28 protein-coding genes and 2 tRNA genes are annotated in these 25,982 nt (G+C 64.1%); 20 read left to right on the top strand and 10 right to left on the bottom strand.

The genetic code is table 11. The features are described from left to right. Window positions 1–49: 49 nt before the first annotated feature. The 9 genes from HPF_RS09740 (at window position 50) to HPF_RS09695 (ending at window position 6,895) form a co-directional block, all read left to right on the top strand. Window positions 50–1,036, top strand: coding sequence for an NADPH:quinone oxidoreductase family protein (locus HPF_RS09740; RefSeq protein WP_133156490.1), 987 nt, complete (start codon window positions 50–52; stop codon window positions 1,034–1,036). Between the two features lie 302 nt (window positions 1,037–1,338). Beyond that, complete coding sequence (locus tag HPF_RS09735; RefSeq protein ID WP_133156489.1) at window positions 1,339–2,787, top strand: tyrosine-type recombinase/integrase; 1,449 nt, start codon at window positions 1,339–1,341, stop codon at window positions 2,785–2,787. Between the two features lie 283 nt (window positions 2,788–3,070). Beyond that, window positions 3,071–3,298, top strand: a complete 228-nt coding sequence (locus HPF_RS09730) for a hypothetical protein (RefSeq protein ID WP_133156488.1) — start codon at window positions 3,071–3,073, stop codon at window positions 3,296–3,298. 105 nt (window positions 3,299–3,403) lie between these two features. After that, window positions 3,404–3,694 carry a hypothetical protein gene (locus HPF_RS09725; protein ID WP_133156487.1) on the top strand — a complete coding sequence of 97 codons (291 nt, stop codon included), beginning with the start codon at window positions 3,404–3,406 and terminating at the stop codon, window positions 3,692–3,694. Then, window positions 3,691–4,083 (top strand): hypothetical protein, encoded by a 393-nt coding sequence (locus HPF_RS09720; RefSeq protein ID WP_133156486.1) that lies wholly within the window; start codon window positions 3,691–3,693, stop codon window positions 4,081–4,083. Before HPF_RS09725 ends, HPF_RS09720 begins: the two co-directional genes overlap by 4 nt. A gap of 146 nt (window positions 4,084–4,229) precedes the next feature. Beyond that, window positions 4,230–4,871, top strand: a complete 642-nt coding sequence (locus HPF_RS09715) for a helix-turn-helix domain-containing protein (protein WP_133156485.1) — start codon at window positions 4,230–4,232, stop codon at window positions 4,869–4,871. A gap of 419 nt (window positions 4,872–5,290) precedes the next feature. After that, window positions 5,291–5,668, top strand: a complete 378-nt coding sequence (locus HPF_RS09705) for a hypothetical protein (protein ID WP_133156483.1) — start codon at window positions 5,291–5,293, stop codon at window positions 5,666–5,668. Beyond that, complete coding sequence (locus tag HPF_RS09700; RefSeq protein WP_207959348.1) at window positions 5,646–6,374, top strand: hypothetical protein; 729 nt, start codon at window positions 5,646–5,648, stop codon at window positions 6,372–6,374. Before HPF_RS09705 ends, HPF_RS09700 begins: the two co-directional genes overlap by 23 nt. A gap of 14 nt (window positions 6,375–6,388) precedes the next feature. Further along, window positions 6,389–6,895 carry a hypothetical protein gene (locus HPF_RS09695; protein ID WP_133156482.1) on the top strand — a complete coding sequence of 169 codons (507 nt, stop codon included), beginning with the start codon at window positions 6,389–6,391 and terminating at the stop codon, window positions 6,893–6,895. 933 nt (window positions 6,896–7,828) lie between these two features. Here the strand turns inward: HPF_RS09695 and HPF_RS09690 are convergent. From HPF_RS09690 to HPF_RS09670, 5 genes are all read right to left on the bottom strand, one after another. Further along, a tRNA-His gene (locus HPF_RS09690) sits at window positions 7,829–7,904 on the bottom strand. A 28-nt stretch (window positions 7,905–7,932) separates the two neighbouring features. Beyond that, entirely contained in the window at window positions 7,933–9,828 is a 1,896-nt protein-coding gene (locus tag HPF_RS09685; protein ID WP_079366077.1) for a SurA N-terminal domain-containing protein, read from the bottom strand. An 85-nt stretch (window positions 9,829–9,913) separates the two neighbouring features. After that, a tRNA-Val gene (locus HPF_RS09680) sits at window positions 9,914–9,989 on the bottom strand. Window positions 9,990–10,009: 20 nt separating this feature from the next. Continuing rightward, complete coding sequence (locus tag HPF_RS09675) at window positions 10,010–10,282, bottom strand: HU family DNA-binding protein (RefSeq protein ID WP_066158910.1); 273 nt, start codon at window positions 10,280–10,282, stop codon at window positions 10,010–10,012. A gap of 286 nt (window positions 10,283–10,568) precedes the next feature. Then, a complete protein-coding gene (locus HPF_RS09670) occupies window positions 10,569–11,666 on the bottom strand; it encodes a tartrate dehydrogenase (protein WP_079366076.1) in 1,098 nt (365 codons plus the stop codon). 89 nt (window positions 11,667–11,755) lie between these two features. Between HPF_RS09670 and HPF_RS09665 the strand changes: the two genes are divergently transcribed. Then, window positions 11,756–12,739 carry a LysR family transcriptional regulator gene (locus HPF_RS09665; protein WP_133156481.1) on the top strand — a complete coding sequence of 328 codons (984 nt, stop codon included), beginning with the start codon at window positions 11,756–11,758 and terminating at the stop codon, window positions 12,737–12,739. Here HPF_RS09665 and HPF_RS09660 read toward each other — a convergent pair. Both HPF_RS09660 and pgsA read right to left on the bottom strand, forming a co-directional pair. Continuing rightward, complete coding sequence (locus HPF_RS09660; RefSeq protein WP_133156480.1) at window positions 12,696–13,583, bottom strand: DMT family transporter; 888 nt, start codon at window positions 13,581–13,583, stop codon at window positions 12,696–12,698. The two genes, HPF_RS09665 and HPF_RS09660, sit on opposite strands and share 44 nt — an antisense overlap. Continuing rightward, entirely contained in the window at window positions 13,583–14,152 is a 570-nt protein-coding gene (gene pgsA / locus HPF_RS09655) for a CDP-diacylglycerol--glycerol-3-phosphate 3-phosphatidyltransferase (protein ID WP_133156479.1), read from the bottom strand. Before pgsA ends, HPF_RS09660 begins: the two co-directional genes overlap by 1 nt. Window positions 14,153–14,230: 78 nt before the next feature. Here pgsA and HPF_RS09650 point away from each other — a divergent pair, with 78 nt between their 5' ends. Next, on the top strand, window positions 14,231–15,886 hold the full coding sequence (locus HPF_RS09650; RefSeq protein ID WP_165961675.1) for an adenylate/guanylate cyclase domain-containing protein: 1,656 nt from the start codon (window positions 14,231–14,233) through the stop codon (window positions 15,884–15,886). Between the two features lie 14 nt (window positions 15,887–15,900). On the opposite strand, the gene uvrC is transcribed toward HPF_RS09650, so the two are convergent. Beyond that, window positions 15,901–17,964, bottom strand: coding sequence for an excinuclease ABC subunit UvrC (gene uvrC / locus HPF_RS09645; RefSeq protein ID WP_133156477.1), 2,064 nt, complete (start codon window positions 17,962–17,964; stop codon window positions 15,901–15,903). A gap of 40 nt (window positions 17,965–18,004) precedes the next feature. Between uvrC and earP the strand changes: the two genes are divergently transcribed. After that, window positions 18,005–19,087, top strand: a complete 1,083-nt coding sequence (gene earP, locus HPF_RS09640) for an elongation factor P maturation arginine rhamnosyltransferase EarP (protein WP_243721715.1) — start codon at window positions 18,005–18,007, stop codon at window positions 19,085–19,087. 3 nt (window positions 19,088–19,090) lie between these two features. Here the strand turns inward: earP and HPF_RS09635 are convergent, their stop codons facing one another. Both HPF_RS09635 and HPF_RS09630 read right to left on the bottom strand, forming a co-directional pair. Continuing rightward, window positions 19,091–19,372 carry a hypothetical protein gene (locus HPF_RS09635; protein WP_133156476.1) on the bottom strand — a complete coding sequence of 94 codons (282 nt, stop codon included), beginning with the start codon at window positions 19,370–19,372 and terminating at the stop codon, window positions 19,091–19,093. Between the two features lie 118 nt (window positions 19,373–19,490). Then, window positions 19,491–19,841, bottom strand: coding sequence for a hypothetical protein (locus HPF_RS09630; protein ID WP_133156475.1), 351 nt, complete (start codon window positions 19,839–19,841; stop codon window positions 19,491–19,493). 332 nt (window positions 19,842–20,173) lie between these two features. On the opposite strand from HPF_RS09630, the gene HPF_RS09625 reads away from it, so the two are divergent. From HPF_RS09625 to HPF_RS09590, 8 genes are all read left to right on the top strand, one after another. Then, window positions 20,174–21,304 (top strand): phage/plasmid replication protein, II/X family, encoded by a 1,131-nt coding sequence (locus HPF_RS09625; protein ID WP_207959345.1) that lies wholly within the window; start codon window positions 20,174–20,176, stop codon window positions 21,302–21,304. A gap of 12 nt (window positions 21,305–21,316) precedes the next feature. Then, the gene (locus tag HPF_RS09620; RefSeq protein WP_133156473.1) at window positions 21,317–21,637 is read left to right on the top strand and encodes a hypothetical protein; all 321 of its coding nucleotides are present in this window, start codon (window positions 21,317–21,319) and stop codon (window positions 21,635–21,637) included. 73 nt (window positions 21,638–21,710) lie between these two features. Further along, window positions 21,711–21,911: a major capsid protein gene (locus HPF_RS09615; protein WP_133156472.1), complete on the top strand. Its 201-nt coding sequence runs from the start codon at window positions 21,711–21,713 to the stop codon at window positions 21,909–21,911. An 18-nt stretch (window positions 21,912–21,929) separates the two neighbouring features. Then, window positions 21,930–22,268 (top strand): hypothetical protein, encoded by a 339-nt coding sequence (locus tag HPF_RS09610; RefSeq protein ID WP_133156471.1) that lies wholly within the window; start codon window positions 21,930–21,932, stop codon window positions 22,266–22,268. 1,138 nt (window positions 22,269–23,406) lie between these two features. Beyond that, the gene (locus HPF_RS09605) at window positions 23,407–23,832 is read left to right on the top strand and encodes a hypothetical protein (RefSeq protein WP_133156470.1); all 426 of its coding nucleotides are present in this window, start codon (window positions 23,407–23,409) and stop codon (window positions 23,830–23,832) included. Window position 23,833: 1 nt separating this feature from the next. After that, complete coding sequence (locus tag HPF_RS09600) at window positions 23,834–24,121, top strand: DUF2523 domain-containing protein (RefSeq protein WP_133156469.1); 288 nt, start codon at window positions 23,834–23,836, stop codon at window positions 24,119–24,121. Then, the gene (locus HPF_RS09595) at window positions 24,118–25,164 is read left to right on the top strand and encodes a zonular occludens toxin domain-containing protein (RefSeq protein WP_133156468.1); all 1,047 of its coding nucleotides are present in this window, start codon (window positions 24,118–24,120) and stop codon (window positions 25,162–25,164) included. Before HPF_RS09600 ends, HPF_RS09595 begins: the two co-directional genes overlap by 4 nt. A 169-nt stretch (window positions 25,165–25,333) precedes the next feature. Further along, on the top strand, window positions 25,334–25,945 hold the full coding sequence (locus tag HPF_RS09590; protein ID WP_133156467.1) for a recombinase family protein: 612 nt from the start codon (window positions 25,334–25,336) through the stop codon (window positions 25,943–25,945). Window positions 25,946–25,982 lie beyond the last annotated feature (37 nt).

Raw genomic sequence — 25,982 nt, 5'->3', positions numbered from 1 at the left:
CGTGGCCCTGCCTATCATGCATCGACCCTGACAATACCGGAGACGACCGATGCAAGCCTGGCTTTGCGAAAACCCCGTGGGCGTGGACGCCCTGAGCTGGAAAGAACTGCCCACCCCCGAACCCGGAGCGGGCGAGGTGCTGATCGAGATCCAGGCAGCGAGCCTGAACTTTCCCGATCTGCTGATCGTCCAGAACAAGTACCAGATGAAGCCACCGCTGCCCTTCGTGCCTGGCTCGGAGTACGCCGGAGTGGTTCGCGCGGTCGGCGAAGGCGTGACGCACCTGCAAGTGGGCCAGAACGTCGCCTGCCTGAGCGGCACCGGCGGCTTTAGCACCCACACGCTTGCGCCCGCGGGGCTGTGCATGCCTCTGCCACCGGGCTTCCCTCCGGTGGATGCCGCTGCCTTCATCATGATCTACGCCACCTCGCAGCATGCGCTGGTGGATCGCGCCCAGCTCAAGGCCGGAGAAACGGTGCTGGTGCTGGGTGCCGCGGGAGGCGTCGGCACGGCCGCAATCCAGCTCGCCAAAGCCGCCGGGGCACGGGTGATCGCCGCCGCGTCGAGCGACGACAAGTGCGCCCTGTGCAGGCAGCTGGGGGCCGACGAAACCATCAACTACAGCGTGCACACACCGCAGACCACGCTGCGCGACGAAATCAAGCGGCTGACCGGAGGCAAAGGGCCCGACGTGATCTACGACCCCGTCGGCGGCGACTTCGCCGAGCCGGCCTTCCGCTCCATCGCTTGGCGCGGCCGCTATCTGGTGGTGGGCTTTGCCAGCGGCCCGATCCCGAGCCTGCCGCTGAACCTGTCGCTGCTCAAGGGCGCGAGCATTGTGGGCGTGTTCTGGGGCGACTTTGCCAAGCGCGAACCCAAGGCCAACGCCCAGATGATGCAGACGCTGGCCACGATGTACATGAAGGGCCAGATCAAGCCGGTGATCGACCAGACGCTGCCGATGAAGGACCTGCCCAAGGCCTACGCCATCATGGGTTCGCGTTCGGTCAAAGGAAAGCTGGTGCTGGTGAACTGACCCAGCGGGTCCACCAGGAGCCTGAAACGACAAAGCCCGGCAAACACCGGGCTTTGTTCATATATTTTTGGGGTGGCTGATGGGACTCGAACCCACGACAACAGGAATCACAATCCTGTGAAATTCGTATTTGGCATTGTTGAGGCGCGTTGCTAGAATCCATACAAATCAACAGTTTAGACCGGTCAACATGGACAGAAAAACAGTTCTTTCGTTGATTCAGATTCGGGAAAACTGGGCTGATTTGGCTACATGGTGGCTACATGGACCCCGGTCCGGCCACCAAGACAGGAGCGCCCAGCATGGCCAGACCGAAGAAAAGCGACGCGCCGGACCTCTCCGAACGGGTGACACTGACCGAGGGCGCCATCGAGCGCCTGACCTGCCCGGCCGGCAAGCTGCAGGCGTTCATGCGCGACACCGAAGCCCCGGGCCTTCGCGTGCGCGTGACCGCCGCGGGGGCAAAGTCGTTCGTGTTCGAGGCCAAGCTGAACCGCCAGACCATCCGCCGCACCATCGGCGATGTGCGGTCATGGACCATCCCCCAGGCGCGCGCCGAAGCCCGGCGCCTGGCCGTGGTGCTGGACAACGGGCAGGACCCGCGCGAGCTTGAGCGCCAGCAGCAGGAGCAGAAGGCGGCGACTGCTGCGGACGAATCAGCGCGAGCCGTGACGGTGGGCGAAGCATGGGCGGTCTACCTTGCAGAGCGCCGGCCGCACTGGGGCGAGCTGCACTACCGCGACCACATCATCAAGGCATCCCCCGGGGGTGAGCCATCCAAGCGCCGGGGGCAGACCGACCGCAAGACGCAGCCGGGACCGCTGGCCAGCCTGATGCCGCTGCGCCTGAGCACGCTGGACACGCCGACCATCGAGCAATGGGCCGCAACCGAAGGCAGGGCCCGTCCATCGTCCGCCCGCCTGGCATGGCGCCTGCTGGCCGTGTTTCTGACGTGGTGCGCAGAACAGCCCCAGTACCGCGCCATCCTGCCGGCGCAGAACCCGGCCAAGAGCCGCAAGGCCCGGGAATCGCTGGGCCGACCCGGGGTCAAGTCGGATGTGCTGACGCGCGAGCAGTTGGCGGCGTGGTTTGCCCAGGTGCGCCAGATCCCGAACCCGTGCACGGCCGCATACCTGCAGGTGCTGCTGTTGACCGGCGCACGCCCCGGCGAAGTGCTGGCGATGCGTTGGGACGACGTGAACACCCAGTGGAAGGGGATCAGCATTCGGGACAAGGTGGAGGGCATCCGGGAGATTCCGCTGACCCCCTACGTGTCGGCACTGCTGGCCGCCCTGCCCCGCCGCAATGAGTGGGTGTTTTCCAGCACCTACGCCCTGGACATGAGCCCCGAGAACATCAGGCGCCGCGCCGCGAAGGCTGCAGCCGAGGGCAAAGCCCCAGCCGACGGCGCCGCAGTGAAGAACCGCAGCGCGGACGGCCGCCTGAGTGAGCCCAACACGCCCCACGCGCGCGCCTGTGCGGCTGCAGGTCTTCAGGGGCTGACGCTTCACGGCCTGCGCCGGTCCTACGCCAGCCTGACCGAGTGGCTGGAAATCCCGGCCGGCGTGGTGGCGCAGATTCAGGGGCACAAGCCCAGTGCCACCGCCGAGAAGCACTACAAGCGCCGGCCGCTGGACCTGCTGCGCCTGCACCATGAGCGCATCGAGGCGTGGATTCTTGAGCAGGCCGGTGTGAAGTTCGACGCCCAGGCGCCCCAGGCCGGCCGGCCACCGCTCGCGGCTGTTGCATGAGCCACTTCCATGCACCGACCACAGCGGACACGGCGCGCCGCTCGGTGGGTGTGGATAACTTCAACGATGCGACGGCACACGTATTTGCTCAAAAAGCGGGCAGTGTGGACAAGTCGGCAAGCTGTTGATTTGCATAGAGTATTCCCTTTGATGTGCGAAAGTTGTTCAATCACGCATATTCCACATCGGGCGTTATGTAAAGTAAATATGCCGTATCTATCAAAAACAGCACATAAAAAGGAAAACCGGATATCATCAACCAACACGACAACGGGCGCAACCCATGACGATTGAAGAGTTCGACGCGGCGCTGACGGCCTTGGGCTGGAAGACAGCCGACTTTTGCAGGGCGACCGGCCTGCACCGCAACACGCCCAGCGGCTGGCGCACCCAGGGAGTGCCGATCCCGCGGTGGGTGCCTCAGCACCTGGCCCTGCTGCTGGACCTCAAGCGCATGGAGGCGGCCTACCTGCACCCGCCCGGCCCTAAGTCGGCGGCCGACGACGAATAACCGCGAAGCCCTGGCGCGGTTTCCCCAGGGCACAAAAGACGACGGGGGCAGGTGGTAGTGACACCTGCCCCCGTCTGACCACCACCAAAGAAGGAAGCTTTGAAGATGGCTACCAAGACTGTACCCCAGCGGGTCCCACCAACGTACACCGCTGAGCAATACCGGATGATTCTCGGGTCGGTGGCGTCCCGGTGCTACGCACTGGCCGACGTCATCGTGACGGCACAGGAATCGCTCGACAAGAAGCAGCTTCTGGCGACCCTGCTTGGCGCTGCGTACCACCTGGCCAAGGATGCCGCCGCGATAACGGATGACGCTTCCGGCGAGTTCATCGAGGGCCGCGAGTGTGCCCTTTTTGGGCCGTCGTTCGATGCCGCTGGCGAGGTGGCACCATGAGCGGCGAAGCAACCGTCCAGAGAGTCACGCCAGACACCACCAGCGCAGAGGCCCTCCCCTCGTTCCGTCAGGCCGTGAACATGGCCTTGAAGATGACCACCTCGGTGATGAAAACCATGGAAGCGGTGAGGCTTGCTGATACCGATTGGGATGACGACGACAGCGACGCCGATTTTTCGATTGCGCTGGCCAGCAGGGAGCTGGCGCGACTCTCGGGGATCGAGGACCTGACGGAAGACGAATTCTTCCGGTCCTGGTGGCAGGTGTATTCCGTGGTGTCGCTGGCCGACAAAGCGTTTCACCGCGACTGCATCTTCAAGAACCACCTCAGATGTTTCCCAGAGTCCTTTCGAGTGCTTGGGGAGATGGTGGAGTGGTCAGCCCGGTAGGAGCAGCGCCCCGACGATGAATGAAGGTGCCGGCAGGTAAGGCACCATGCGAGATTGAGCCCCAGCTAGGCCCGCGAACCGAAGAGCGGGACACCTTCACCCGCCTGCTGGGGCTCCCCTTCTGAAGGTCGCCATGAAGGGCGGCGATGGACAAGGAACTCGGCGAGGAAGAGCTATATGCGTTGGCGCGCGGGGTGGTTGGCGAGCGATGCGCGCTGCTTGAGGCGGCTTTCAGGACTGACCCGGGCGGGCTGCTGGCCTACTCAGATGATCCGCTGGCCAGGGCCATGGAGAAGGAGGCCGGCAAGGATGTGCCCATGCTGACCGAAAGGGAGCATGTTGGCATGCTCGCGCTGGCGAGCCTTGAAAGGTTGTTCAAGGTGCGCAGACAGCCATGGCTCGATCCCTACTCGACCACACCACCAGAGATGCGCGCCGAACGCTGCGCCCGCCACGTGCGCGGCCTGCTTCGCTACTTGGAGCCCAACCACGCAGAGATGGCGTGGAGATTCGCGGATGCCCCAGAGGCGCTGATGGCGCAGCAAGACCAGCAGAAGCCCCAGCAGGATCAGCCGGCCGCGACCGAGCCCCAACATCACCAAGACGCAGCACCTGCTGTGGCACAAAGCATGGGCACACGGCCATCCCTATCCGATGACCAGAAGGCCGAAGTCGTGCGCCGATACGACAGAGGACGCGGAGAATCAGTTAGGTCTATGGCCATCGAATTCGGGGTTTCCAGAAACGTCATTGACCGAGCGCTGAGAGCCGCTGGCATCAAAAAATAGCCGGCACCTGGGGGTGCATAGGGGGTGCCACCATGCGGCCGGAACCCGCATGAAATAAGGCTTCCCGCAAATTGCACGGGGGTGCACGTTGACTGCACTCCGGGGTGCATATCGATGGTAACGGCCATGTTCAACCAACCGAGAGGTTAGAGACATGGCCGCAAAGACCATTCAACCCGTTTCACTGGCGCAAGAGACCCGCGCCACGCTGCCCACACCCGAGGCGGCATTTCACCTGAACAGGGCGCAACAGACCTTGCGTCTGTGGTCCATGAGGGGCGACGGACCAATCCGCCCACTGCGCGTAGCTGGCCGCCTCGCGTGGCCGGTCGCTGACCTGAAGCGCGTTCTCGGGGTGGCGCAATGATGGCCGCCGTGTTCTACCTGGTGCTCAGGGTCCGAGCATGGAGGGCCGCACGATGAACGAGCCCTCAAACGAGAAAGCCCCCAGCGGCCAGGCTGAGGGCTTTGGAAAGGAAACCGGGAATCGCGCCGGAAAGTCTACACGCTTCACGCCACGGCAGCGCCGCCTTGCCGAAGCGCTGGCGCCCGGTGGCTGGATCAGACGCGAGGACGTGGACCGCATCGCCGGGGCATCCAACGGCCCGGACGTGGTGGCCCAGTTGCGCCGCCGAGTCACCGGCCGCGACGGCATCGAAATGCAGATGGTGAAGGGCCAGGACCGGGACGGCCAGGCGGTCGAGTTCGGCCGGTACCGAATGACTACCGAGGGCCGGCGTCTTGCGGTGCTGGCCGGTCTGCTGCTGGGAGACGATGCAGATGGCCAACGGGCGTAACAAGGGCCGCAAGGTCGATCCCAAGCGAGACGGGGATGGTTTCGTGGCTTTGCCGTGGGCCGTCCTCGATTCACCGGCTTACCGCCGCCTGAGCCACCCCGCCCGCTCGCTCCTGCTGGAGATTGCACGGCAGTACGTGAAGGACAACAACGGCCAGCTTCTGCTGTCTCGCGAACACATGAGGTCGAGGGGGTGGAGCTCATCCGACGTGCTGACCCGTGCAAAGCGCGCGCTGCTGGCCGGCGGATTCATTCACGAGACCGTCACCGGCCAGTGGCCAGCAAAGGCCAGTTGGTACGCGGTGACCTGGTATTCCCTGGACCGCCACAGCGACTATGACCCCGGCGCCGCCGAGACGTTTGTGCGCGGTGCGTACCGGAAAGGACTGTCCATGAAAAACGAGCCCCTCCGTCCGTCTCACGGTACTAGACCCTCCCAAATAGGACCGTCTCACGGTACAGAGGAAAAGCGCGTAGCACCGTCTCACGGTCCTATTTGGGGTGTTTTTGCCCCCCTCTCAGTACCGTCTGACGGACACCATCTAGATATGCCATCTGCTGCACCAAAAGAAGTGACCCCGCCCGATAGCTGCGCTGGCCGCTACATCCGACTGACCGCGAAGCCGGAGCGCCTGTTCACCGGCCTGCTTGCGCCCACCACCACGACAACCAAAAAGGCCAGCGGTCGAGTCGCCGCGATGGCCTGAACGGAAGGACACCCATGGACACCCTCATCACCATGCACAGCGTGAAGGCCGAATTCGTCACCGACAAGCACGGCCCCATCGTGTTCATCACCGACACCGACAGTTGCGCAGACGATGGCGCTATGGTCGGCATGCACCCGATGCAGTTGCGCTACATCGCTGAGCGTTTCGCGGGGCTTGAGCCCCAGCCGAAGCCCCAACACGTCGGCGACCGGTCGGCAGCGCTGGAGCATCGCCTGCGGGTGCTGTTTGAGCGCATCGACGAGCTGCACATCGCCCTGCTGAACAGCCGGGCAAGTGAGTACACCGACATGTCGCGCGAACTGGCCAGCGCAGGGGCGCTGTACGAGATTGCCCGGGCCTTCACTGCCGACCTGCCCGAGGATCAGGCGCAAGAGTCTGCAGACCGCGCCCAGGCGGCCGAAGCGCCCACCACCAAGGCCAAGACCAGCGCAGGACCTGAAAAGGCCGCCAGCGCGCCCGCTGCTGCGCCGGCCGGGCAGCTTGGGCTTGACGTCTGAGCAGGGGGGCGCATGGACAAGAGCAAGCCCAAGAAGGGGCAGACCAGCAAGCGGGGGAACGAGTGCCCAGGGTACGACCTGAGCGGCTTTCCCGGCAGGACGTTGGGGGCGAGACTCGGGGCTCTGGCGCGCGTCCTGCGTGGCGAGGCGACCGCAACGCCTGAAGCGCTCCACGCGGCCCGGGGATGGGTGGTTGCAGTCCGTGGCCTGATTGGCGAATCAGGCAGCGACAGCACCAGCGCCGGGTTTCTAAAGTAGAAACGAATAGATACCCAGGTCCGCCTACCGAGAGCGGCGCGCCGGGCCAGAACCGATACCAGCCCGATACGAAAACTGCCCCACGGCCGACCTGAGACAGAACCCATGCGCCGACGGTCGCCGAAGAGGTGGCAGGTGGTGGGGCCTCCCATCCATCGCGAGATGGCAACCCCACATTGCGCACCGGCTGGACGCCGTGCTACGGCCGGGAGAATTTCACCGTGTCACACCTGCCGCTGGTGATTCTATGGGGCAACGCGCAGGCGCAGACAGAGCGGGAGCGAGTGGGTAGGGGCTCAAGGAAGCCCCATCGAAGGCCCTTCGTAGGGGCGTCTTTCAAGGAGGGCCACGCGTCGAGAGCGCAACGGCGCACCCTGAGAAAAAACCTCACTTTGGGCTCGAGGTTTTCCAGCGAGCAGCAAGCCCCTGCACCAGACAAAACCAGACATTTGGATTTGGATGGGCTGTTGACGAATGTTGACATTCGGCGCGGCGCGCTTCAGGCCGGGAAACGCCTGGCCACCTGAGAAAACCTCATTTCAGGATGGTGCTGCGGGCGCCTGGAGAACCGGACAGCGGGGCAAAAACTGCGCACCGATGGCTACATGGTGGCTACACAGGAATCCCAGAAACGACAAAGCCCGGTCAAAAACCGGGCTAAGTGCTTGATCTATATGGGGTGGCTGATGGGACTCGAACCCACGACAACAGGAATCACAATCCTGGACTCTACCAACTGAGCTACAGCCACCGCAAGCCTGCCATTATAGCGTGAACCTTTACTGTTTTGGCTCTGGCACCAGGATCTTCACCTTGAACCGTTGCTTGAGCAGCTCGTAGTGCGCCTGCGCCTCGGCGGCGTTCCACCACTGGGCATATTGCTGCACTTCCTGGTTCTGGGCCGAGGGCGTGGCGCGCGGCAGCACCTTCTCCACCTTCACGATTGCATAGCCCTGCTCGCCCAGGTCCACTCCGGCCCAGGATGGCAACTGCTTGGGGTCGGTGCTGAGCGCCGCCCTCAGGACCTGTCCGGACACACCTTGCGGGTTGTCGCGAGAAACGACCACAGATGCAGGCAGCGCAGTGGTGTCGCTGCCCGACTTGAGTGCCTCCAGCTTGCGGGCACCCTCTTCCTTGGCCATCTGGGCGGACCGCTGGGCGATCAGGCGAGCGCGCACACTGTCGCGGACTTCGGCCAGCGGCAGCGTGCGGGCTGGCGCGTGGTTCACGACGCGCGCCGCCGTCAACTGGCCCGAGGCCGTTTCGATCGCCTCGGTGTTGCGCTTGTTCTGGACGGAGTCGGGCGCGAACAGGGCGGAGAGAAGGCGCTCATTGGCCAGCACACCGGAGCCCGGTACCGGCTGGCGTGTCAGGCCCTTCGCGGTCTTGATCTCGAGCTTGAACTGGTCTGCCGCGGGCTTGAGGCTTTCCGCCTGCTCGTAGACCGTATTGCCGAAACCGTCCGCGCTCTCTGCGAAGCGCTTCTGCGCCTGCTGCTTCTTCAGATCGGCCTCGATTTGCGGACGCATTTCCTCGAACGTCTTCTGTTTGGGAGCCTTGATGTCGGTGAGCTGGATGATGTGGTAACCGAACTCGGTTTCCACCAGATCAGAAATCTCACCCTTCTTGAGCGAGAAGACCACGTCTTCGAACGGCTTGACCATCGCACCACGTCCGAAGAACTCCAGGTCGCCACCCTTGGCGGCAGACCCGGCGTCCTGCGAGTTGGCCTTGGCCACGGCGGCGAAGGTTTCGGGCGCCTTGCGCACCTGAGCCAGCAGGGCCTGCGCCTTGGCCTTGACCTTTTCGCGCTCCTCGGCGGGCGCGCCGGCCGCGGCATTGAGCAGGATGTGGCTGGCACGCCGCTCCTCGTCACCGGAGAGCTTGGCGACGTTCTCCTTGTAGTAGGCACGCAGGTCCTCTTCGTTGAGCGTCAGGCCCTTGGCGATCTCCGCGGCATCGAGCACGAGGTATTCGACGTCGATCTGTTCGGGCGCCTGGAACAGGGCCTGGTTGTCCTTGTAGAACTGCTCGATCTCAGCATCGGTCGGCGCCACTTTGGCCGCAAAGTCCTTGGCGGCCAGCGTCAGCACGCGCACTTCACGGCGTTCGAAAAATGCGTTGAGCGACACCTGGGCCACGGCCGATGGCGCGAACCCGGTGCCTTGCACACCACCGAGCACTTGGCGCATGGACAGGTCGGAGCGGATGCGGGCTTCGAAGCCCTCGGGCGTCAATCCCTGACGCGCCACCATCTGCGCATAGCGTTCGACATCCAGTGAGCCGTCGGGCTTGCGCAGCGCGGCGATGCCGGGGTCTTCCTGCAGCGCGCGCGCCAGGCGCTGGTCGCTGGTATAGAGGTGGTCCTTCTGCACGGCGGCGGCCAGCACGCGGTCGCGCACCAGCCGTTCCAGCGTCGCGTAGCGCGCGGCGTCGCTGTCGAGCAGTTTGGCATCGAGGTTGGGCATCTGCTCCCGCAGGCGCTGCGCCTCGTTGCGGTGCGCCTCGTCCCATTCGCTCTTGCGGATGTCGTGACCGTCCACCGTCGCCACGGCTTCACCGCGCTGGTTGAAGTCGGTGAAGCCCTGGACACCGAACAGCACGAAAGACGGAATGATCAGTATCAGCAGGAAGCCCATGAGGTACTTCTTGTGATTGCGGATGGAGTCGAACATGCCTGGAATCCTGCTACTTCAAACAAACGCCGACATCGGAATGTCGACAACAAAAAAGGCGAACCCGAGTTCGCCTTCTTGATGGTGGTGGGTGCTGACGGGGTCGAACCGCCGACCTACGCCTTGTAAGGGCGCCGCTCTACCGACTGAGCTAAGCACCCCACCGGGTACCTGGGTTTGCTCAGTTCAGAGCATCCTTGAGGGCCTTGCCCGGACGGAACTTCGGAACCTTGGCGGCCTTGATTTTAATCTCAGCGCCGGTGCGGGGATTGCGACCCTTGCGAGCGGGACGTTTGGTCACGGCGAACGAACCGAAACCCACCAGGGACACCGTGCCACCCTTCTTCAGGGTGGTGCGGATGGCGGTGATGGTGGAGTCCAGTGCGCGGGTGGCCGCAGCCTTGGAGATGTCGGCGTGCTTGGCGATGTGCTCGACGAGTTCTGTTTTGTTCACAAATAGCCCCTCTATAAGAAATAAAAGTTCGTCTCATCAGGCGAGTGCGTGATGGTTAAACACCGGCCGCCACTGCCTGCAGTTTCTGGTTGGGTCACAGGTCGCACCGGTGCGGGAAAGCCACCGCCCATGCGCGTCTTCATTAGACCCACGGGCCTGCTGCACTGTCAATACAGAGGCCATCGAAACCCCCGACGAACGCCAGAACCGCGAGATTCTATGCGGTTTGCATGGGCTCCCAGCGACACTCGCGCGACGAACACCATGCCGCGCGCCGCGTGCCGGATCACCCCGCCTGCACGCTGGCCGCGATCGCCTTGCCGAGATCGCTGGTGCTGGCCTGCCCCCCAAGGTCGCGGGTGCGCGGCGCATCGCTGCCGGGGGCCAGACAGGCTTCGATCGCCCGCATGATGGCGTCATGGGCCTCGCGATGCCCCAGGAAATCCAGCATCATCGCCCCGCACCAGATCTGCCCGATCGGGTTGGCAATGCCCTGCCCCGCGATGTCCGGCGCCGAACCATGAACGGGCTCGAACAGAGAGGGATGCTGGCGCGTGGGGTTGAGGTTGGCGCTCGGCGCGATGCCGATGGTGCCGGTGCAGGCCGGCCCCAGATCGGAGAGGATGTCGCCGAACAGGTTGCTGCCCACCACCACGTCGAAGAAGTCGGGTCGCTGCACGAAGTGCGCGGTGAGGATGTCGATGTGGAACTTGTCGACCTTCACATCCGGATACTCCTTGGCCATCGCTTCCACGCGCTCGTCCCAGTAGGGCATGGTGATGGCGATGCCGTTGGACTTGGTGGCACTGGTCAGGTGCTTCTTCGGGCGGGAGCGCGCAACCTCGAAGGCATAACGCAGCACGCGGTCCACACCGACGCGGGACATCACCGTCTCCTGCACCACGATCTCGCGCTCGGTGCCGGCGTACATGCGGCCACCGATGCTGCTGTACTCGCCCTCGGTGTTCTCGCGCACGATCACCATGTCGATCTCGCCCGGTTCGCGCGGGCTGCCATCGCGCCGCACCACCGGTGCCCGCACGCCGGGCATCAACCGGGCCGGCCGCACATTGACGTACTGGTCGAACTCGCGGCGGAACATCAGCAGCGACCCCCAGAGGGAGATGTGGTCGGGCACCTTGTCGGGCCAGCCCACCGCACCGAAGTAGATCGCATCGTGTCCGCCGATCTGCTCCTTCCAGTCGTCCGGCAGCATCTTGCCGTGGCGCTCGTAATAGTCGCAGCTGGAGAAGTCGAAGTGGTCGAACTGCAGGCCGATGCCGAACTTCGTTGCCGCCGCTTCGAGGACGCGCAACCCCTCGGGCATGACTTCGGTACCGATGCCGTCTCCGGCGATGACAGCGATGCGATGGACTGATGACATGGAAAGCTCCTGTGGTGGCAATGTGGTGTCGAGCTTACGGCTGTTTATGACAATAATTCATTCATTCATTATTTCCATGAAAGAAAGAATTGGACCGTCCTGATCTGGAACTGGTGCTGGCCGTCCGGCGCCACGGCAGCCTTGTCACCGCCGCTCGGGCGCTGAAGGTGGCGCCCTCCGTGGTGACCAAACGACTCGCGGCACTGGAGGTCCGGCTGGGCACACGGCTGTTCCAGCGCACGACCCGCCGCGTGAGCCCGACCGCCGACGGCGACACGCTGTGCGAACGCGCGCAGGAGCTGCTGCGCGCCTTTGAATCGGCCGAGGTGGAACTGCGCGAGCGCCAGGCCGAGCCGTCCGGGCCGGTCCGGCTGGCGGCCACCTTCGGCTTCGGCCGCACCTGGCTGGGGCCGGCACTGGCGTCGTTCCAGTCCCTCCATCCCAAGGTGAGCGTGCAGGTGCAGTTGACGGAACAACTGCCCGACCTCACGTTGGACGGGCTGGACGGGGCAATCTGGCTTTGGAGCGCGCCGGCACAGCGCGCGGGCGAGTGGGTTGCACGGCGGCTCGCCACCAACCAGCGTGTGCTGGTCGCCGCGCCAGCCTACCTGCGCCGGCGCGGAGAACCCCGTTCGCTGGACGAGCTGTCACAGCACGACTGCCTGGTGGTGCGCGAGAACGGTGGCAGCGCCGACCTGCGCTTCGACCACTGGCGCCTTCAGCGAATCGGCGAACGCCAGTGGGTCCATACGCCGGTGCGGGGTCCGCTGTCGAGCAACTCCGGCGAGCTGGTGCGCGACTGGTGCCTGGCGGGCCACGGCATCATGCTGCGCAGCCTGTGGGACGTGGCGCCGCTGCTGGAGCGCGGCGATCTGGTGCGGGTGCTGGACGAATGGAACATGCCCGACGCGGACGTTCACTGGATCGCACCCTACCGGGCGCAGGTGCCTCGCCGCATCCGGCTGCTGGTGGACTTCCTGGCCGAGCGCTTCCGGGACGAGCCCTGGCGCCAGCAGGCCGCCAGCCCGGTCAGCGCGAAGGACGCACCACCAGGCTCACGCCGAAGGCGGTGAGCGCGGTGCCGGCGATCGTCGTCGCCGTGATCGGTTCGGCGAACAGCACCCAGGCGATCAGCGCGGTGCAGGGTGGCACCAGGTACATCAGGCTGGTCACCGACGCCGCCGCACCTCGCTGGATCAGCATGTACAGCAGCGAACTGCCCCCCAGCGTCAGCCCGAGCACGGACCACGCCATGGCACCCACCAGTTCGGCGTTCCAGTGCATGGTTTCGGCCTCCAGCAGCGCCAGCGGCAGCGTCACCACCAGGGCCGCAGCGAGCTGGACCGTGTTCGCAGTGCGCACGTCACAAGGCTGGACGAAGCGCTTCTGATACAGCGTGCCGACGGTGATCGCGAACAGGGCCATCACCGCAAACGACAGGTTCAGCCAGTTGGCCGAATCGCCCGGGCCACCGGCGCCGAACTTGCGCGAGACCACCAGCACCAGACCGGCAAAACCCAGCAGCAGGCCCAGCCACTGGCGGCGCGACACATGGTGCCCGCCCACACTCGTGAGCCAGATCGCGGTGAGCACCGGCTGGATGCCGACGATCAGCGAGGACAGGCCGGAGCCCATGCCGGCCTTGACCGCGGCCCAGACGCCGCCCAGGTAGCCCGCATGCATGAGCACGCCGGTGACGGCCAGGTGGAGGGCCTGCCGGTGGTCGGACGGCCACTTCACCCCGGCCAGCACGATCCAGGGCAGGAAACAGAGGATGGACAGCGCATAGCGCACCGCCAGAAAGGACATCGGCGGTGCATGCGGCATGCCGTAGCGCGCGACGATGAAACCGGTGCTCCAGATCAGCACGAACACCCAGGGCATGGCGCGCAGCCATGCGTTCTTGTCGCCGGACATCAGCGCGAGCGGGCGCGGATCTCGGGCAGCGCCTTCTGCAGGTAATACACCATGGACCACACGGTCAGCACCGCGGAAATCCAGATCAGCCAGGTGCCCCAGACATGGGTGTCGATCACGCCGAACAGCGTGCCGTGGAACAGCAGAAACGGAATTGCGATCATCTGCACCGTGGTCTTGACCTTGCCGATCATGTGCACCGCCACGCTCTTGGTGGCACCGATGATGGCCATCCATTCGCGCAGCGACGAGATGGCGATTTCGCGGCCGATGATGATCAGCGCCACGAACACATCGGCCCGTTCCAGGTGCACCAGCACCAGCAGGCAGGCACAGACCAGGAACTTGTCGGCCACCGGATCAAGGAAGGCACCGAAGGCAGAGGTCTGGTTGAGCTTGCGGGCCAGATAGCCGTCGGCCCAGTCGGTGGCGGCGAACACGATGAACATCACCGTGGCGATCAGGTTCTGCTGCGCCGGGCTCACACCTTCCAGGTAGAACACGCCGATGATCAGGGGAATGGCGACGATGCGCGCCCAAGTCAGCAGGGTGGGAAGGTTGAAGAACATGGACGAGATTATGGGGGTGGTTTTGTACACTGGCCCTCCATGTCGCCCCCTCCCTCTCTCCCCGCGGCGCCTCGGAGCTTGGGCACCTTCACCCTGCGGTTCACGCTCGTGGCGGCGTTCACCGGCATCACGCTGCTGGTCAGCCTGGTCATCGGGCTGGCCACCGCCACCCTGGTGGGCGACTTCATGCGCGACGAATTCCGCCTGCGCATGTCGGACCTGGTGGCCGTCGCCGCCACGCAGATCAATGTGCAGGCCCACCACCGCCTGCAGACACCGAAGGACCAGGACAGCCCGGACTACCGTGCCCTGCGCGACCACCTGCGGGAAATCAGGGACCACGGCACCCACATCCGCTTCATCTACACCACCCGCCTGCGACAGGACGGCCAGGTGGTCTTCGTGGTGGACGCCGAGGAGAAACCGGAAGATTTCAGCGCACTCGGCGACGTCTACGCCGACGTGAGCCCTGAACTGCGGGTCGCCCTGTCGGCGCCCCGGGGCACCGCCAAGGCCTTTGTCACGCAGCGCTTCTACACCGATGATTGGGGAACCTGGATGTCGGCCTACGCGCCGCTGTACCTGCCCGACGGTCGCCTTGACGCGGTGCTCGTGCTGGACATGTCGGCGGACCGCATCCTCCAGCAGGAGCGGCAATACCAGTACACCCTCTGGGGCGCCTGCGCCCTGCTCGCGCTGCTGATGATGCCGCTGGCCTACTGGATGGCCCACCGCATCCGACGCCCGCTGTCGCGGCTCGAGGGTGACATGCGCAAGGTGCGCCAGTTCGACCTGGAAAGCACGCCACCCATCCACTCACGGGTGATCGAGATCAACCGCATGGTGGAGCAACTGGAGAGCATGCGTTCGGGCCTGCGGTCGTTCCAGAAATACGTGCCGGCCGAGCTCGTGCGGCGGCTCGTCGCGCGGGGGGTGGATGCCGAGCTGGGCGGCACGCAGCAGGAGATGACCTTCTTCATGTCCGACGTCGAGGGCTTCACAACGCTCAGCGAGCGGCTTGCGCCGGACGAGCTGGTGCACCACCTCGGCGAGTACCTGACCGCGGTCTCCGGCCGCCTGCTGGGTGCCGGTGCCACCGTCGACCAGTACATCGGTGACGCGGTGCTGGCCTTCTGGAACGCGCCCGAACCCGCGGCCGACCATCCGCAACGCGCCTGCGACGCGGCCCTGGCGGTGCAGGAGGCTGTTGCCCAGCTCAATCTCGCCTGGGAGGCGCAGGGCCGCCGCGTGGCGTTCAGGACGCGGATCGGGATCAACACCGGAGAGGCCATCGTCGGCAACATCGGCTCCAACGACCGCATGAGCTACACCGTGATCGGCGACGAGGTGAACCTGGTCAGCCGGCTGGAAGCGACCAACAAGTTCTATGGCACCTCGATCCTGCTGTCCGAACACACGCAGCAGCGAGTGCGGGCGCAGTTCGTGACCCGCCTGGTGGACCAGCTGGTGGCGTATGGCAAGAGCCGGCCGATCCGGGTGTACGAGCTGCTGGGTCGCCAGGGCGCGGTGGCGCCGGAGCCGCTGGCGGTGGTGGCCGACTACGAGACCGCGTTTGCCCACTACCAGCAGCGCGACTTCGGCACGGCAATGGCCCTGCTGGAGCGCCACCCCGACGACCCGCCGTCGCGGGTGCTGCTGAGCCGCTGCCGCCGCTACCTGGACCACCCACCGCTGGCGGAATGGGACGGCAGCTTTCTCTTCACCAGCAAGTAGGCCAGCTCCGCCCCTCAGTGCAGCGCCCGGTAGATGGCGTCGGCCAGCTCGGCCGAAATGCCCTCGACGGTGCTCAGGTCCTCGACGCTGGCAGCCGCCACGCCACGCACGCCACCGAAGCGCTGCAGCAGGCGCGCCCGCTTCTTGGGCCCGACGCCCGGGATGTCTTCCAGCTTGCTGCCACCGGTGCGCACCTTGGCGCGCTGCGCCCGCATGCCGGTGATGGCAAAGCGGTGCGCCTCGTCGCGGATCTGCGCCACCAGCATCAGCGCCGCCGAATCGTGGCCCAGGTACACCTTTTCGCGCCCGTCGGCGAACACCAGTTCCTCCAGCCCGACCTTGCGGCCCTCGCCTTTCTCGACGCCGACGATCAGCGACAGGTCCAGCCCCAGTTGCTGGAACACCTCGCGCGCCATGCTGACCTGGCCCTTGCCGCCATCGACCAGCACCAGGTCGGGCATGCGCGGGCCCTTGGGCGCCTCGCCCGCCACCTCGGCCGCGGGTTCCGGCGTGTCCGCCGCACCCGCCGGAACATCCACCGCCCCGGCCGTGGCCTCCGGTGCCACACCCTGCTCGGCCCGCAGCGCCTCGGCGATCTTGCCGTAGCGCCGCAGCAGCACCTGGCGCATGGCCGCGAAGTCGTCGCCGGGCGTGATGCCGTCGATGTTGTAGCGGCGGTACTGGCTGTTCTGCATCTTGTGCGCCTCGAACACCACGCAAGACGCCTGGGTCGATTCACCCGCCGTGTGCGAGATGTCGAAGCACTCGATGCGCAACTCGTCCAGGTTGTCGTCGGGCAGCCCCAGCGCCTCGGCCAACGCGCGCGTGCGCGCCTGCTGAGAGCCTTCTTCGGCCAGCAGGCGCGCCAGCGCGATCTCGGCGTTCTTCTGCGCCATGTCCAGCCAGGCGCGCCGGTGTTCGCGCGGCTGGTGCACCGTGTGCACCTTGGCCCCGTTCTGCTCGGTGAGGGCCTCCATCAGCGTCCGGCTCACGGGATGGCTGGTCACCAGGGTGTGCGGCAGCGCCGCCCCGAGGTAGTGCTGCGCGATGAAGGCCTCCAACACCCGCACGTGCACCCGTTCCATCGGGTCGGTGGCCGGCGATGACTCGGCTTCGGATTCCAGCGCCTCGTCGATCTGGGTCGCGTCCTCCACATGGGCCGGAAAGTACGGCCGGTCGCCGAGGTGCCGGCCACCGCGCACCATGGCCAGGTTCACGCAGGCCCGTCCGCCCAGCACCTTCACCGCCAGCACGTCGACGTCCTTGTCCGAGAGGTTGTCCATCGCCTGCTGCTGCAGCACGCGGGACAGTGCGCTCATCTGGTTGCGGATCTCGGCCGCCTGCTCGAACTCCAGCTTCTCGGCGTGGGCCATCATGCGCGCCTGCAGCGCGTCGAGCACCTCCTGGGTCTCACCGCGCAGGAAGCGCTCGGCGTCGGCCACGTCCCGCCCGTAGGCTTCGGTGTCGATCAGGTCCACGCAGGGGCCGGTGCAGCGCTTGATCTGGTAGAGCAGGCAGGGGCGTGTGCGGTTGGCGAACACCGTGTCCTCGCAGGTGCGCAGGCGGAACACCTTCTGCAGCAGGGTGATGGTTTCCTTGACCGCCCAGGCGCTGGGGTACGGGCCGTAGTAGCTGTGCCGCCGGTCGACCACGCCGCGGTAGTAGGCCATGCGCGGGAACGCGAGCATCGGCAGGGGTTTGGTCCCGGCGGTCCGGAAGGTCTCACGCGTGCCGGTGATCTTGAGGTAGGGGTAGCTCTTGTCGTCCCGGAACAGGATGTTGAACTTGGGGTTCAGCGTCTTGATCAGGTTGTTTTCCAGCAGCAGCGCCTCCGCCTCGGTGCGCACCACCGTGGTCTCCATGCGCACGATGCGGCTGACCATGTGGCCGATGCGGGTGCCGTCGTGGTTCTTCTGGAAGTAGCTGCTGACGCGCTTCTTCAGGTTGCGCGCCTTGCCCACATAGAGCAGCTGGTCCTGGGCATCGAAATACCGGTACACCCCCGGCAGGCCAGGCAGGGCCGCCACTTCGGCCAGCAGTTGTTCGGAGTGCGGTGCGTCGGGTGCGGGACTGGACATGGGGCCGTATTGTGAATCCGCCGCCATGGACAATCGGCGCATGCAATGGGACATCTTCTGCCGGGTCATCGACAACCTGGGCGACATCGGCGTGTGCTGGCGGTTGTGCGCGGGACTGGCGGCGCGCCAGCAGCGTGTGCGTCTGTGGATCGACGTGCCCGACGATCTGGACTGGATGGTGCCCGGCGCCCGGGAGGGTCACATCCCCGGGGTCGAAGTGATCCACTGGACGGAGCCGCTGAAGGTTGCCCACGCCGGCCCCGCTGCCGACGTCTGGATCGAGGCCTTCGGCTGCGATCCGGCGCAGGAATGCCTGGATGAGCTGGCCTTGCGCGTGCGACAGGGCGCTGCGGCGCCGGTCTGGCTGAACCTGGAATACATGAGCGCCGAGGCCTATGTCGAGCGCTGCCACCGCCTGCCCTCGCCCATCATGACCGGGCCGCTGCAGGGCCTGACCAAGTGGTTCTTCTACCCGGGCTTCACCCCCCGGACGGGGGGGCTGCTGCGCGAAACGGACCTGCCTGCGCGGCAGTCGGCCTTCGACGCGCCCGCCTGGCTGGCGTCGCAGTCGCTGCCGGTCGGCGGGCTCCCCAGGGCCAGCCTGTTCTGCTACGAGCCCCCTGCCCTGCGCGCCGTGCTCCAAGAGGCGGGTGCGCAGGCGCCCAGCGACTGGCTGGTCACCACCGGCCGCGCCGCCGACGCCGTGGCAGCCGAGCGCGGCCGGGGTCTGGACACCGGTCTGGCCCGGCTGCACACCGTGCCCCGCCTGACCCAGCACGACTACGACCACCTGCTCTGGTCCTGCGACCTGAATTTCGTGCGCGGCGAGGATTCGCTGGTGCGCGCGCTGTGGGCAGGCAAGCCCTTCGTCTGGCACATCTACCCGCAGCACGACAACGCCCACCACGCCAAGCTGGAGGCTTTCCTGGACTGGCTGGCGGCACCGCCCTCGCTGCGCGATTTCCACCGCGCCTGGAACGGCGTCACGCGCCCCGGCACCGTCTGGCCGGGCTGGGACGTGGTGAACACCTGGCAGCCCTGTGCGCTGTCGGCGCGGCAGCGCCTGCAGGCCCAGCCCGACCTGATCGGCCAGCTGATCGGGTTCGTCACTGGAAAGCGTTAAAATTTAACCCTTTGAAAGGGCCTGCAGGTGCTTCTCCAGCATCGTGCGGGCTTTGCTGTTTTTGGCGTTTTCAACGGCTGCAATTGCTATCCATTTGATAGCATCATCACCCAGTATTTGCGCCAGTCTCCCGGCGATTACAGGGCTTAGTCGGTCAGCTTCTTTTGCCTTGCAAAGCGCGGTCCTGTCAATGCCGATTTCCTTGCACAGTTCCGCATAGCTTTTCCCGCTCGATATCCATTGGGACTCTGCCTTCATGAGCAGGTCAATTGATCGTGCTTGCATGCTTCTTCCATGTTGTCAAGATGTCAACATGGTACGCGCTTCGATGTTGACGTGATTTCAACGCATGGGTATGGTCCGGCTCGTTGAAATCATGTCAACGAGCCGCCATGAAACATGTTCAGTCAGCCCGCATTGGTGGCAGCACCTTCGCCGCTTCCTTCGTCTCTCGTAGTGCATCCCTGATCGCTGGGTCGGCTACTCCCTCGTTCCATCGTCGTTCTGCCAGTCGCGACTCGTTGATGCCGTCTCTGATTGCGTTCTTGATCACGAAATACAGCGTGAAGAAGAAGGCGATCACGAAGCCCAGTTGGATCAAAAACGAAGCTAAAGCCAGCTTTGTCAATTCGATTTCCAGCGCCTGCATAACGGTTCCTCTCGGTGAACCGATCAGTTTAAGTCCCTCACCCTCAAACACCCCCGGCCCCCGGACCTTGGCGGCTCGGTCAAAGCCGGTGAGGGTGAGGGGCACCAATCACCTCCCCTGGCTGGAAATCTCGCTCTTCCTGCAACAGCAGACGTGGGGGCGGCGATGACCGATCACTACTCCCACGCCATGCATGCCGCGCTGTGCCGTGAAGCCGCCCAGCGTGGCACTGTTCCTTCTCGCCTCCACGTTCAGGCAAAAGTCGGTCGCACCGTGTGTTGCGCCCGCATCGTCCACGCCTGGGACACCAACGATGGAGCCGAAATGTGGCAGCTCGACCTTGTCGGCCCTATTCGGGGCCGCATGTCCATCCCTGCGTATAAGGTCCGCCAGTGCGCCCAGCTCGACGGCCGATGCACCTGCGAGGGGGTGAACTGATGGCTTTGGAGCTCGTTTCGGGGCCGGGGGTGCGGGAGCCTGCGAGCGCGCCCCCGGCCCCGTTTCGGAAGGTATTAGTAACACCTTCCGAAAGTCTCACCGGTGAGACAACCCAGCTTCAAGAGCCCGCCTTTTTCGTTGACTGGCTGTCCATCAGCCAAGTGCACACCGAGGGCGGCTTACCCCTCGTGGACTCCGGTTGTGTCATGGGTGTGGACGAGTCCGGTGAGCTGGAGTGGAAGACCTCCAAGGCTGTCAAGCATGAGGGCAGCTTTGAGACCAGTCTGAATGTGCGCTGCGATGGCTTCCGTGTGACTTTCAGCGGCAACGTGTCGCGCTTCGGTCGCGCTGACAACCTCTTCGGTTTTGATTTTTGGGAGTGCCTCCGCAGGGTTAATGCTGTTCTCGATCACTACGCGCTGCCACCGTTTACCGCTGGCAAAAAGATCGAGCGCATCACTCGCGGTGATGTGCGCTACGAGTGGACAGGTGCCCGGGTGTCTCGCATCGACCTGACGGCCAATTACGAGACCGGTAGCGTGGACAACGCGCACGCCCTCATGCAGTACCTCGGCACGCAGCACGCTGGCCGTCATGAAGGCCGGGTCTTGGGCCAGGGTGAAACGGTGGCATGGGGTGGCCGTGGTGGCTGTCGCCAGTACTGGAAGGCCTACATCAAACACCTCGAAATGCAGCGTCACGCTGCATCTGATCAGCGAGTTATCGACCACTGCGCGGAGCGCGGCGTAGTGCGTTTTGAAGGCACCGTCCGAACGAAAGCCCTGACGGACATGGGTAGCGCATTCCTGGGCGATTACGAAAGCGGGTGGGCCATGGCTCAATTGATTCAGCTCTTTGAGCAGCAAAAACAGGTTCTCCACCGCGCCGAGCGGTCCACGGACGACCTTGACGAACTACCTCGGCACCTTCGCGCCACGGCCCGCGACTACATGGCCGGAATGGACTGCGCAGCTCGCATGTCCCGCGCCTCTTTCTACCGCCACCGGGCCGATCTGCTGCCCTACGGCATCGATATCGCGGTGCGCAACGTGCGCCCGTTTCAACCTCGCGTCCGGGTGATCGAGCTGCGCCCGGCTGAGATTCCATCCTGGTATCAGCTCGCAGCCTGAAAGGGGCACAACATGGCACGTTTCAAAATTGTTGGCATCAAGCGTTTCACCGGTCGCGTGGACGGCAACGACATCGACAGCGGAAAGCTGTTCGTTGAGTGCAAGCTCGATGACAGCCGCAACGGCAAAGACAGCCACGCCAAGGGCGTGTTCACCGAAGAACTCAAGCTTCCCAGCTCCGAGCTGGTCAAACGTCTTGAGCATCTCCCGCTGCCCTTCTTGGCCGATGTGGACACCGAGCGCGTGGGCAACGGCAAGCAAAGCCGTGAAGTGGTCTTGGACGTGCGCCCGGTGGCTCCCGTCGTTGCTCAGCCTGTGAAGGCTACTGCCTGACGAGATTTCGACTACTGACCCGCGCCAAGGGGGTCAGTGGACGCAATCCCGCGTCGTCAACTGGAGTTTCCTCATGCGTTTCATCCGCAAATACGGCGCCGCAGGCGCTGCCCTCGTTCTGGCCCAGCAGGCCCATGCTGCCATCCCCGCTGCCGTCACCACCGCCATCGAAGAGGCCGGTACTGATCTGACCACCGCCGCCACGGCTGTCATCGTTGCCATGGTCGCTTTCTGGGCGCTGCGCAAGATCGGCAGCAAGATGGGCTGGTGGTAAGCCCTCGGGAGCGCTGGAATGGGCTTCCTGCACAAAAACGTTTGTTTCTCGACTGTCGAGGACGCACGGCAGGCGGCCTGTTCCGGCGCTTCTGCGGTGTGGGGTAGTGGCTCCAGCGTGTACACGTTGGAGTGCGCTACCTCCACTTTCGACACCACGTCCATGACGCTCTGTCGTCGCACCGATGGCGGCGCATGCGAAACGTTCGCCCAGGACTACCCCACCTTTTCGCCCTGTGATTTCGAGGCCGGTACGGTGCTCGCCGTTGATTGGATGTGGGCCGCGTTCCTTCTGTTCGTGGTGCTGTTTGCTGCAAAGCGCCTGATTGCGATCTTCTCCGGGAGTGACGACAAGTGACCTATGAAGTCTTCAACCAGGTCAACAGCATCCTGTTGATCGTCCTTCTGCTGGGGGCCGTGTGGTACATCTTCCGGTGATACGTGGCCTTTTCGTCCTCCTGGTGGCTCTTGTAGCTCTGTGTGCTCGTGCTGAGATTCCTGGTACGCCTGTGAATGAAATCCAGTTTCAAGCAAAGCAGATCGTGTATCCGGCCATCGTCGGCCCTTGGAACGTCAGCAAGACAGCCTCAGCAGAGCAAATGCTCGCGGATATAAGTGCGTACATGCCGTCTCTCGATGAGGTGTGCACTGCCTCGCCGCCTAAGGGTGGCTTACGCAGGCGCAATGCGACTGTTTACAGTACCAACACTGACGGCTCGCCGTCCTCATGGCGTCGTGAACAGTATTCGATGACAGCTCCTGCATGCTCCACCTGGAACGGGCCAGCATGGTCTGGTAGTTATGCTGTCAGCTACAGCCAGCGCACTCAGGATTATCTCCAGTGCCCCGCAAACGCGACGCAGTCTAGCCCGACTCATTGCACGTGCAATGAAGGCTTTAATGAGAATGCCCAAGCCGGTACCTGTGATCCGCCGCCCGACTGTCCACCTGGCACCGAAAAGATCGACGGCCAGTGCGTGCCCAAGTGCAAGCCCGATGAACACCGAGTCGACGGCGTCTGTCGCAAAAACGGCTGTCCAAGTGGAAAGCCTGCTGGTGAGTTCGGCACGTCTTCTGACTCTCCATCGTTCTATTGCACCTACTACCTTCCCGCGTGGAAGTACTGCATGGTTTCGGTGCCTAATCCTGCGTGTGTGAAGTACCAGGACAATGGCGTTTGGAAGCAGTCTTGTGGCGGTCAGGGTATCTGGCAAGGTGGCGCATGTACTCCTACCACTCCCCCTAAGCCGACACCACCTAGCCCTGATCCCGAGGGTCCACCTCCAGACCCTAACGCTCCCCCTACTGATCCTGAAACGCCTGGGACAAATCCGCCTACGCCGACGCCTACACCGACACCTACACCGACACCACCAGACGAGGGCGGCGAGTGTCCCGAGGGTCAACATAAGGGTGCTGACGGCCAGTGCTACAAGGACAACCAACCTCCGGTTGAGGACCCCAGTAACCCGGGTGAAACGACGTGCCCTCCTGGCATGTCCAAGGTCTACATCAATGGCGTTGCAACGTGCGTCTCGTCGGAGTACGGCGGTCCTCCCGGTGGCGGCAGCGGCCCCGGTGATCCTGGCGATCCTGATCCCGGTACAGGCGGTGGCTCTGGCAATTGTGTTCCTGGTGACAAAAGGGTTGCATGCTCAACGCTAGACGGTGAGGCTCCTGACAACATTGGCCGCGTCACTAAAACAGTGACGTGGACCCCCGATTACGTGCTCGGTTCTGGCGGCGGCTCGTGTCCCGCCGATCAAGTGGTGACCATGGCCGGTCGTCAGATCAAGCTCACAAACATGGCCTGGGCCTGCGACAAGCTCAGCGCCTACGTTCGTCCGATGGCGCTTCTTCTGGCGACCATCAGTGCAATTTTTATCGTCACCGGCGCTGCCGGCGGAAGACCGGAGGACTGACATGCCATTGCTCGGTGCCCTTCTCTCGTGGGTGGGGCCTCTCATCGGTCGTGCGCTTCTTGCGCTCGGCTTCAGCGTCGTGACCATCACTGGCATGAACATCATGGTGGACCAGCTCAAGGCCCAGCTCCAGTCGGCTGGCGCATCAATGAGCGTCGATGTGATGAACCTCTTTCAGCTCGCAGGCGGCAACGCTGCGGTGGCCATCATCATGGGCGCGATTAACGCGCGTGTGGCCATGTGGATGATTGCCAAGGCCACGCGCATCCTCGGGACGCCTCAATCATGATTACCCTCATTACCGGAGCGCCTGGAAGTGGCAAAACGCTCTACACCATCGACAAGCTGATGCGGCCTCTGGTTGGCACCAGCGTTTCAGGCCAGGACGATGACGGCAACCAGGTCAAGTACGACCGCACCATCTATTCGAACATCAACGGTCTGTTGCTCGATCATCAGGCGGTTGACGGCAAGTGGTTGGAAGACCTGCACAACCAGAAGCAGCCCGGCATGGTCGTCGTGTTTGACGAGGTGCAAAGGGTCTGGCCGAACCGACCTGCTGGTTCCAAGAAGCCTCCCGCGGTCGAGTTCCTGGAGACGCACCGGCACGAGGGCATTGACCTCGTCATCATGACGCAGAATCCGCAGTTGCTGGACCCTGCCGTTCGTGCCCTGGTTGGGCGTCATCTGCACATGCGCCGAATCGCTGCTCTCGGCGCTGCCGTGGTCTACGAGTGGGACGCCTGCTCCAACAGCCTGAATTTCAAAGCGGCCTTTACCAAAACGGCGTATCGCTACAGCAGTGCCGTTTTCAAGCTCTACAAGAGCGCCAAGGTCCACACGAAGCCAAAGCGAAGCCTGCCCGCTGCGGTGTGGATCGCGGGCGCTGCTATCTGCGGTGCGGCCTACGCTTGGCCGACTCTCATGGACCGCATCACGTCGCGTGCTCAAAACCCGGCCATGCTGACCAAGGACGCGCCTGGAGCGCTTCCCGGCTCGCCTGCCACCTCACCCCTTCCGCTCCAGGAAACGCAGCCTGTACCGCCGATTCCTGCCACCTCTGAGCGTCCGCTCGGGCCGATGGCCGAAGGTGCACCGCAGTTCTCTGGCTGCATCGTGGCCGCTGGCTACTGCCTCTGCTACGACACGGCTGGCGCTCAGGTGGATGGCGATCTGGATGAGTGCAAGCGTGCGGAAAAGCCCGCGCCTGCGCGTCTGGCTCTCGCCGACGGACCTACCGAGGGTGGCCGACCGTCCACCGATGAAGAGGCTGACTTCCTCATGATCCGCGCCACGACAAAGCGGCCACCTCTCCCCTCAATTCGGTTTTGATAGACAAACAGGGCCTCGGCGTGCAAACCCCCTCTCCGGGACCCTGACGGCCCTACAGGGCCGCGAAAAAACGGCGCGAGGTGCCACCCCTGACGTGCTCTTTTCGGAGCTTAAAGAGCGGTCGAATGCTGATACGGTTCGGCCGTTTTTTTGGTATCAGGGGGAACAGATGCTGATCGGCTATGCCAGGGTGTCCACGCTCGACCAGGACACTGCACTCCAGCTCGACGCGCTGCGAGCTGCGAACGTTCGTAGGGTGTACCAGGACAAGGCCAGCGGCGTCGGAGACCGGCCGCAGCTACAGGCTGCGATCGCAGGGCTTCGACCGGGTGACTCTCTCGTGGTTTGGAAGCTCGATAGGATCGCGCGAAGCCTGTCTGATCTGCTGGGCATCATCGGTCGAGTGAAAGCGTCTCAGGCGTCGATTCGTAGCCTCACAGAGCCCATCGACACCTCTTCACCAATCGGCGAATTCACCCTTCAAGTGCTTGGAGCTGTCGCACAGCTCGAACGCTCGATGATTCGTGAGCGGACCATCGCCGGTCAGGTTGCTGCATTGCAGAGGGGCAAGAGCATCGGCCGGCCGCGAATCTTGTCACCTGAAAAGGAAAACCAGCTCTATGCCGAATGGCAGTCAGGACAGTTCAGCAAAGCTGAATTGTCTCGTCGCTACAACGTCGGAACTGTAGTGGTTTACAGGGTTATTCACGAACACGAGCGCCCAGACCACCCCTGGGTGCGCCGGTCTAGGCCGGTTCTTGGAAAGTATTTGAAGGGTTAAAATCCAAGGCTTTGCTAGAAGCGTCGCCGCACAAGGA

Origin of the sequence: Hydrogenophaga pseudoflava (genome assembly GCF_004353865.1) — a bacterium.
In the GTDB taxonomy this organism is placed as follows: domain Bacteria; phylum Pseudomonadota; class Gammaproteobacteria; order Burkholderiales; family Burkholderiaceae_C; genus Hydrogenophaga; species Hydrogenophaga pseudoflava.
The sequence above is the reverse complement of the archived record's forward strand: the minus strand, read 5'-3'. Positions and strand labels throughout refer to the sequence as shown.

Coding starts and splice junctions, on each gene's coding strand:
- HPF_RS09740 (WP_133156490.1), top strand. CDS start 50: ATGCAAGCCTGGCTTTGCGAAAACCCCGTGGGCGTGGACGCCCTGAGC.
- HPF_RS09735 (WP_133156489.1), top strand. CDS start 1,339: ATGGCCAGACCGAAGAAAAGCGACGCGCCGGACCTCTCCGAACGGGTG.
- HPF_RS09730 (WP_133156488.1), top strand. CDS start 3,071: ATGACGATTGAAGAGTTCGACGCGGCGCTGACGGCCTTGGGCTGGAAG.
- HPF_RS09725 (WP_133156487.1), top strand. CDS start 3,404: ATGGCTACCAAGACTGTACCCCAGCGGGTCCCACCAACGTACACCGCT.
- HPF_RS09720 (WP_133156486.1), top strand. CDS start 3,691: ATGAGCGGCGAAGCAACCGTCCAGAGAGTCACGCCAGACACCACCAGC.
- HPF_RS09715 (WP_133156485.1), top strand. CDS start 4,230: ATGGACAAGGAACTCGGCGAGGAAGAGCTATATGCGTTGGCGCGCGGG.
- HPF_RS09705 (WP_133156483.1), top strand. CDS start 5,291: ATGAACGAGCCCTCAAACGAGAAAGCCCCCAGCGGCCAGGCTGAGGGC.
- HPF_RS09700 (WP_207959348.1), top strand. CDS start 5,646: ATGCAGATGGCCAACGGGCGTAACAAGGGCCGCAAGGTCGATCCCAAG.
- HPF_RS09695 (WP_133156482.1), top strand. CDS start 6,389: ATGGACACCCTCATCACCATGCACAGCGTGAAGGCCGAATTCGTCACC.
- HPF_RS09685 (WP_079366077.1), bottom strand. CDS start 9,828: ATGTTCGACTCCATCCGCAATCACAAGAAGTACCTCATGGGCTTCCTG.
- HPF_RS09670 (WP_079366076.1), bottom strand. CDS start 11,666: ATGTCATCAGTCCATCGCATCGCTGTCATCGCCGGAGACGGCATCGGT.
- HPF_RS09660 (WP_133156480.1), bottom strand. CDS start 13,583: ATGTCCGGCGACAAGAACGCATGGCTGCGCGCCATGCCCTGGGTGTTC.
- pgsA (WP_133156479.1), bottom strand. CDS start 14,152: ATGTTCTTCAACCTTCCCACCCTGCTGACTTGGGCGCGCATCGTCGCC.
- uvrC (WP_133156477.1), bottom strand. CDS start 17,964: ATGTCCAGTCCCGCACCCGACGCACCGCACTCCGAACAACTGCTGGCC.
- earP (WP_243721715.1), top strand. CDS start 18,005: ATGCAATGGGACATCTTCTGCCGGGTCATCGACAACCTGGGCGACATC.
- HPF_RS09635 (WP_133156476.1), bottom strand. CDS start 19,372: ATGCAAGCACGATCAATTGACCTGCTCATGAAGGCAGAGTCCCAATGG.
- HPF_RS09625 (WP_207959345.1), top strand. CDS start 20,174: ATGGCTTTGGAGCTCGTTTCGGGGCCGGGGGTGCGGGAGCCTGCGAGC.
- HPF_RS09620 (WP_133156473.1), top strand. CDS start 21,317: ATGGCACGTTTCAAAATTGTTGGCATCAAGCGTTTCACCGGTCGCGTG.
- HPF_RS09615 (WP_133156472.1), top strand. CDS start 21,711: ATGCGTTTCATCCGCAAATACGGCGCCGCAGGCGCTGCCCTCGTTCTG.
- HPF_RS09610 (WP_133156471.1), top strand. CDS start 21,930: ATGGGCTTCCTGCACAAAAACGTTTGTTTCTCGACTGTCGAGGACGCA.
- HPF_RS09605 (WP_133156470.1), top strand. CDS start 23,407: ATGTCCAAGGTCTACATCAATGGCGTTGCAACGTGCGTCTCGTCGGAG.
- HPF_RS09600 (WP_133156469.1), top strand. CDS start 23,834: ATGCCATTGCTCGGTGCCCTTCTCTCGTGGGTGGGGCCTCTCATCGGT.
- HPF_RS09595 (WP_133156468.1), top strand. CDS start 24,118: ATGATTACCCTCATTACCGGAGCGCCTGGAAGTGGCAAAACGCTCTAC.
- HPF_RS09590 (WP_133156467.1), top strand. CDS start 25,334: ATGCTGATCGGCTATGCCAGGGTGTCCACGCTCGACCAGGACACTGCA.